This window comes from Nocardia cyriacigeorgica NBRC 100375 (assembly GCF_000308555.1).
Classification (GTDB): Bacteria; Actinomycetota; Actinomycetes; order Mycobacteriales; family Mycobacteriaceae; genus Nocardia; species Nocardia cyriacigeorgica.
Window position 1 is genome coordinate 23,223 of the sequence record NZ_BAFY01000183.1, and the last position, 6,676, is coordinate 29,898.

Consider the following 6,676-nt stretch of genomic DNA (forward strand, 5'->3'; position numbering starts at 1 on the left):
CTGATGTCAGCGGCCGGTCCCGCACGAGAGTACTGTCCGAAGCACCGGATCCATCGCCCGTTCCGCAGTATTCCCAGGGCGCCATGCACAACCGAATCCATTCGGCCGCACCCGAACCCGCGCAGCGGGCGCCGGCACCCCACCCACCCCGCTCACGGCAGCGGTGGCGGGCATCCGGGCGGGCGCGACGGTTCTCTGGGTCGCGCATCTGGTTGCCGCACTCCTCGCTCGGGATGCCGCACCGGTCCGGTCATCGGCGCGACCGTCGCCGACACCACACCGCGGCCACTGAAGGAATGAGCGATCCGCACAACCATCGTCCGCTGAGCCGGCTCAGACCCGCCGCATCACCGACACGACCTTGCCGAGCACCACCGCGCGGTCCCCGTCGATGACGTCGTAGGCGGGATTGCGCGGTTCCAGATACACGTGCCCGTTGCGGCGGCGGTACACCTTCACCGTGGCTTCCTCGTCGATCATGGCGGCGACGATATCGCCGGAATGCGCCTCCTGCTGCTGGCGCACCACCACGATGTCGCCGTCACAGATGGCCGCATCGATCATCGAATCGCCGCGCACCCGCAGCCCGAATACCGTGCCGCGACCGACCAATTCACGCGAGACGGTCAGCATGTCGTCGGTGTGCTCCTCGGCCAGGATCGGCGTGCCCGCCGCGATATCGCCGACGACCGGCACCGCGACGGTGCCCTCGGCCGCGACCCGCTGTTCGGTCTCGCGCAGGAACAGCCGCACATCGATGGGCCGCGCCATCGACTCGCCGCGGCGCAGAAAACCCTTCTCCTCCAAGGCCTTCAGGTGCCGCGACACCGACGACGCCGACCGCAGCCCCACCGCGTCGCCGAGCTGGCGGGTGCTGGGCGGATAGCCGCGCTCGAGCACCCAGCGCTGGATGGTGGCCAGGATGTCCCGCTGCCGCGGCGGCAGCGTCGAAGTGTCGAGGTGCTCGTATCCGGTCACCCGGGAATGGTAAACGGGCGCCGTTTGGGCACATGCACAAGCTGCCCGGGCGAAGACTTGGACTTTGCGAATAGCGGGCGGATACCCCCGCGCGATGTGCTGAGGGCCGACGACGAATGGAGTTCACCATGCTGCACCCCTCTCGCGGCCGTCGCATCGCCCGATGCCTCGCGCTGGCCGCGCTGGCGGCGACCTGCACCGTCGCGGCCCCGGCGACGGCCGATATCCCGCTGCCGCCGTTGCCGAATGAAGCCGAGGTGTATCCGGCGATTCCGGTGCCGACACCGCACCACGACCCCTGGTACGCCGACCCGGCCGATCTGGCCGGTTACCGCAACGGTGACGTCATCCGGTCGCGGGTCGTGCAAACCTATCTGCTCGGCGTGCCCATTCCGGTGCACGCGACCCAGCTGCTGGTCCGTTCGAGCGACACGCACGGCGATCCGCTGGCGACGGCGTCGACGGTGCTGATGCCGGGCATTCCGTGGCTCGGCCCCGGCCCGCGGCCGCTGATCTCGTATCAGGAGGCGATCGACAGCCTCGGCCAGCAGTGCAATCCCTCCTACACGCTGCGGGCCGGACTGATGAAGGAGACGACCCTGCTCGGGCAGTTCCTCGCGGCGGGCACGGCGGTGGTGATCACCGACTTCGACGGCAAGAACAACACCATCATGTCGCCGGCGGAGGGCCTGATGGTGCTCGACGGCATCCGCGCCGCCCAGCGGGCCGGGCTCGGTCTGGAGGCGGCGCCGGTCGGGTTGTGGGGGTATTCCGGAGGCGGCAACGCCTCGGCGTCGGCGGCCGAGCAGCACCGCGGCTACGCACCCGAGCTGAACGTTCGCGCGAGCGCTCAGGGCGGTATCCCGGGCGACAAGGTCGCGATTGCGCCGTTCGCGATCTCCGGCACGCAGCCGCAGGCGAACTTCACCGGCTGGCTCGCGGTGCTCGGCCTGGCCCGCGAATACCCGGAAATGGACGCCCTACTGGACCGATACCTCACCCCCGACGGCAAAAAGGTCGCCGAGGATCTGTCCGACCGCTGCCTCTACACCACCTTCGCCACCACCCTGCTGCGGCCGATGCGCGAGTACCTGACCACGCCGGATGCCTTGTCCGATCCCGTGGTTCGCAGGGTGCTGAGCGAAGCGAGCTTCGGCCATCCCGAGAACACCCCGGATATGCCGCTGCTGATGTGGCATTCGTGGACCGACCAGCTGTTGCCCGCCGAACTGGCCATCGACGACGTGGTGCGCCGCTACTGCGAACGCGGGGTGAACCTGCGCTACCACAAGGTTCCGGCCTCCGAGCACATCAGCGCGGAGCTGGTACCGGAGCTGGCCACGGTCGCCTGGCTGGTCGCGGTTACCGCGGGCGCCGATCCTGGGCCGACCACCTGCTGAGCCGAGCGGCTCCCGTCCTCATCGGGCCCGCGTTCAGACGCCTATCCGGTCCAGCAGTGCGGTTTTCGCGGTGGCCCAGGCCGCGGAACGCACGTCGCCGAAATCGGCGTGGCCGGCGCCCGGCACCAGATGCAGGGTGACCGGATCGCCTGCCGCGCGGGCGGCCGCGGCGTAGTTGCGGCTCTGCTCGGGCGAGACGGTGCCGTCGTTGTCGCCGTGGACGACGGTCACGGGCAGCCCGACCGGCAGATGCTCGATGGGCGAGGCGATCCGGTAGCGGTCGGGCTGCTGGTCGGGCAGCCCGCCGAGCAGATCGCGCACGAACCGGTCGTGGCCGTTGATGGCGGCCAGGCGCAGATCCAGCACTCCGGCCATGATGGTCGCGCCGGTCAGGCGCACCTTCGGATCGGCGCCGGGGGCGTCGGTACCGTCGATGGTGTGCCGTCCGGCCAGCCAGGCCGCCAGATGCCCGCCCGCCGAATGCCCGGCCACCTGCACCCGGTGCAGGTCCAGCCGCCCACCGGCCCGTTCCTGCACCACCGTCGCCAGTGATTCGGTCGCGTCGTCGACGTCGGCGAGAGTCGTCGGCCAGCCGCCCGCCCCGCCGACCCTGCGGTACTCCACATTCCACACCGCCACGCCATGGGCGACCAGGTCCTCGGCCAGGACCGCCATATAACTCAGATCGTGCACCTGCTCCCAGCCGCCACCGTGCACGAGCACGACCACCGGAAGCTCGCCGGCGGTGCCGGCGGGGAGATAGAGCTCGCCGAAGTTGTCGTCGGTCTCCCCGTAGCTGATCCGCATGGGGTCGGTGGGCACAGGTGCGGTGCTCGGCGCCGTCGTCGCGGCATCACCGCATCCGCATATCGCCGCGACCAGTACCGCGAGCAACAGCGGCGAAACCTTCCGCACCACGACCTCCCACCTTGCGCCCGAACACGATCCGTCTCCTCGCATTCAAACAGGAGTCGGGTCCGTCGCGGGCGCAGCGGCGCGCGGCTCGGCCGGATCCATCCCGCCGGCTTCCGGCAGTACGCCGACGGGATGGATGCCGTGATCTGCTTGCCCGTTGGGCTCCGGAGACGCTCGGCGCGCGTCGACCGGTGACGCGCCGGTCCCCTCACCAACCGGCACGCGATACGGGCGCGCGGCAGCGGATTCGAGTGGGACGCACCGAATCCCCGCACGCGACCTATCGGGCCGCGTCGAATCCGGTGCGCAGGTCGGTGAGGATGTCGTTGATGCCTTCGATGCCGACGGCGAGGCGGATCAGGCCGGGGGTGACGCCTGCGGCGAGTTGTTGGTCGGGGGTGAGTTGGGAGTGGGTGGTGGAGGCGGGGTGGATGACCAGGGAGCGGACGTCGCCGATGTTGGCGACGTGGGAGTGCAGGGTGAGCGCGTCGACGAATTTCTTGCCGGCGTCGACCCCGCCGGCCAACTCGAACGACACGATCGCCCCGACCCCCTTGGGTGCGAGTCGCTGCCCGCGTTCGTACCAGGGTGAGGACGCCAGCCCGGCGTAGGCCACCGATTCCACCTCGGGTTGTTCGGTGAGGAATTGGGCGACCGCGACCGCGTTGGCGACGTGGCGTTCGATGCGCAGGCTCAGGGTTTCGATGCCCTGGGCGATGAGGAAGGCGTTGAACGGCGAGACCGCCGACCCCAGATCCCGCAACAGCTGCACCCGCGCCTTCAACGCATACGCCGGCGCGCCGAGGTCGGCGAACACCGCCCCGTGATAGCTGGGATCGGGGGTGGTGAACCCGGGGAACCTGGGCCGGCCCTGGTCGTCGGTGATGGTCCAGTCGAAGCTGCCGCCGTCGACGATCACCCCGGCGACGGCGGCGCCGTGGCCGCCGAGGTATTTGGTGGCCGAGTGCACCACGATGTCGGCGCCGTGGGCCAGCGGCTGGATCAGGTAGGGAGTGGCCACGGTGTTGTCCACGATCAACGGCACCCCCGCGCGGTGGGCGACCGCGGCGATACCGGGGATGTCGAAGACCACGCTGGAGGGGTTGGCGATGGTCTCACCGAAGAACGCCTTGGTGTTCGGGCGTACCGCCGCTTGCCACTGCTCGAGGTCGTCGGGGTCCTCGACGAAGGACACCTCGATCCCGAGTTTGGGCAGGCTGTAGCGGAACAGGTTGTAGGTGCCGCCATACAAGTGCGCACTCGACACGATGTGATCCCCGGCCCCCGCCACGTTCAAGATCGCATACGTTTCCGCGGCCTGACCCGAGGCCACCAGCAGTGCCGCGACCCCACCCTCGAGCGCGGCGATACGCTGCTCGACCGCGTCCTGGGTCGGGTTCATGATCCGGGTATAGATATTGCCCGGCTCCGCCAACCCGAACAACGCCGCCGCATGATCGGTATCCCGAAACGCATACGACGTCGTCTGATAAATCGGCAAGGCCCGGGCGTTGGTCGTGCTGTCCGGCGACTGCCCGACGTGGATCTGCTTGGTCTCGAAGCTCCACGCGGCGGTCGGGTCGGGTTCTGTCATCGGGGCGGTGCTCCTCGGGTCGCGGTGGCCGGTCAGGGAAAGCTGGTGATCCGGGCATCACGCTAAGAAGACCGGCCGCCGATGGCGAGGGTTGTGTTCAGCTCGAGCCCAACCGTGGTCAGGGCGCCGCAGCTGTCCCCGAGCGCGGGCAAGAGTGTTAGGGTCGCCGAGGAGTTCGGACCGGGAGGGGTTGTCATCACCGCATTCTTGATCGTCGCGCTGATCGTGGTCATCGTCCTGGCCTGCGTCTCGTTCTACATGGTGTACAAGCTCACCAAGGAAAAGCGCGCACAGGAGCAGGCCAGGCCGTCCGCACCGGTGGACCCGTTCGCCGACAAGGACGCCGATGCCCTGCGCGGCGACCCACGTGCCCTCAAAGCCGGCGATATCGTCGACATCTTCGGCCAGAGCTACACCGTGCGCGGCACCCTCCGCCTGAAAGAGGGTGGCTACCAGTGGGCCGAACATCTTCTCGACACCGGCAAGGACGTACAGCACTGGCTGTCGGTGGAGGAAGACCCCGATCTGGAACTGGTGCTGTGGACCGAAACCGCGGGCCTGCCCGCCCCGGGCGCCGCCGAACTCGAGCACGAGGGCAAGCGGTTCCGCCTGGAGGAGACCGGCACCGCGCGGTTCTCCAGTGAGGCCACCACCGGCCTGGCCCCCAGCGGCGTGCTGACCTACCACGATTACCGCGCCGACGACGGCACCCGCCTGTCGTTCGAGGAGTTCGGCGACGCGGGCCGCAAAGAGGGCACCCTCGGCCAGGTACTCAACCGCAGTGCCGTCATGATCTACCCGCAGCAGCCGTCGTGACTCGTACTGCCTGGCTGGTCACCGGAATCATCTCGGTGCTGGTGGCCATCGCGTTGGTCGTCGCCATCATCGCCCGGGTCGGCGGCAGCGACGACCCACGCGATTACATCGCCGACAATTACACCCGCGCCGCCGCACTCGACGAGCCGAACAACGGCATGGTCTACACCGCCGCCGCCGCGGCGCCGATCGTCGCGAACGAGATCGCCGGTGCGGTGCGGCCGCTGGACAAGCGAAGCACCGAGGACAAGATCTTCCTGCAGTACCGCGACGACATCGTCGCCGTCACCCCGTATCAGGGCGGAGCCAAGATCCTGGTCGACGACTACCGCACCGGCCACCGCAGGCACAGCCACTACGTCAGCACCTACGGCTGGGCCAGCAGCGGGGGCGGCGGTTCCGGTGGCGGGTTCCGCGGCGGCGGCAGCGGCGACGGCAAATAGCGGCATCCGGCACGACCAGCCCATCCGGCACGACCAGCCCATCCGGCTCAGGACAACCGACGGACAATTCCGGCTCAGGAGGACAACATGCTCGAAGATCTCCCCGCGGACGCGGGCGCGGCGCTCGCGTACTGCGGGGTCGGGATCGCGCTGATGGCGCTCGGTTTCGTCATCGTCGATATTCTCACCCCCGGCAACCTGCGCAGGCAGATCTGGATCGAACGCAACCGCAACGCGGCGCTGCTGGTGTCGGCGAATCTGCTGGGTGTCGGCATGATCGTGGCCACCGCCATCTGGACCTCGCAGGGCGCGATCGGCGCGGCCCTTGCCTCCAGCGCGGTGTACGGCGTGATCGGGCTGGCCGCGATGGCATTGGCGTTCCTGCTGCTGGACCTGGTCACCCCTGGTGAGTTCCGTGGCGTGGTGGCCGAGAAGGAGCTGCATCCCGGTGTGTGGGTCAGCGCGGCCCTGCATCTGGCCGTCGCCGGTGTGGTGGCGGCCGGCCTGACGTAGTGCCCGCCGCGGCGCAG

Annotated in this window: 7 protein-coding genes; 4 read left to right on the top strand and 3 right to left on the bottom strand. The window is 69.2% G+C overall.

Going from position 1 to position 6,676, the window contains the following annotated elements; all coding sequences use genetic code 11:
- Positions 1-333 precede the first annotated feature (333 nt).
- Positions 334-978, bottom strand: coding sequence for a transcriptional repressor LexA (gene lexA, locus RJ05_RS17995; RefSeq protein ID WP_036538712.1), 645 nt, complete (start codon positions 976-978; stop codon positions 334-336).
- 128 nt (positions 979-1,106) lie between these two features.
- Here lexA and RJ05_RS18000 point away from each other — a divergent pair, with 128 nt between their 5' ends.
- Positions 1,107-2,378: a lipase family protein gene (locus tag RJ05_RS18000; RefSeq protein ID WP_081597396.1), complete on the top strand. Its 1,272-nt coding sequence runs from the start codon at positions 1,107-1,109 to the stop codon at positions 2,376-2,378.
- A gap of 33 nt (positions 2,379-2,411) precedes the next feature.
- Here RJ05_RS18000 and RJ05_RS18005 read toward each other — a convergent pair whose 3' ends face one another.
- Together RJ05_RS18005 and RJ05_RS18010 are read right to left on the bottom strand one after the other, a co-directional pair.
- Positions 2,412-3,296: an alpha/beta hydrolase family protein gene (locus RJ05_RS18005; protein WP_249040541.1), complete on the bottom strand. Its 885-nt coding sequence runs from the start codon at positions 3,294-3,296 to the stop codon at positions 2,412-2,414.
- A 277-nt stretch (positions 3,297-3,573) separates the two neighbouring features.
- Positions 3,574-4,887: a bifunctional o-acetylhomoserine/o-acetylserine sulfhydrylase gene (locus RJ05_RS18010; protein WP_036538714.1), complete on the bottom strand. Its 1,314-nt coding sequence runs from the start codon at positions 4,885-4,887 to the stop codon at positions 3,574-3,576.
- A gap of 93 nt (positions 4,888-4,980) precedes the next feature.
- Here RJ05_RS18010 and RJ05_RS18015 point away from each other — a divergent pair, with 93 nt between their 5' ends.
- The 3 genes from RJ05_RS18015 to RJ05_RS18025 all read left to right on the top strand — a co-directional run bounded on the left by RJ05_RS18015 (position 4,981) and on the right by RJ05_RS18025 (position 6,659).
- A complete protein-coding gene (locus tag RJ05_RS18015; protein WP_249040578.1) occupies positions 4,981-5,703 on the top strand; it encodes a DUF4178 domain-containing protein in 723 nt (240 codons plus the stop codon).
- Positions 5,700-6,146 carry a DUF4247 domain-containing protein gene (locus RJ05_RS18020; protein ID WP_036538715.1) on the top strand — a complete coding sequence of 149 codons (447 nt, stop codon included), beginning with the start codon at positions 5,700-5,702 and terminating at the stop codon, positions 6,144-6,146. Before RJ05_RS18015 ends, RJ05_RS18020 begins: the two co-directional genes overlap by 4 nt.
- A gap of 87 nt (positions 6,147-6,233) precedes the next feature.
- Entirely contained in the window at positions 6,234-6,659 is a 426-nt protein-coding gene (locus RJ05_RS18025; RefSeq protein WP_036538717.1) for a DUF350 domain-containing protein, read from the top strand.
- The last annotated feature ends 17 nt before the right edge of the window (positions 6,660-6,676 follow it).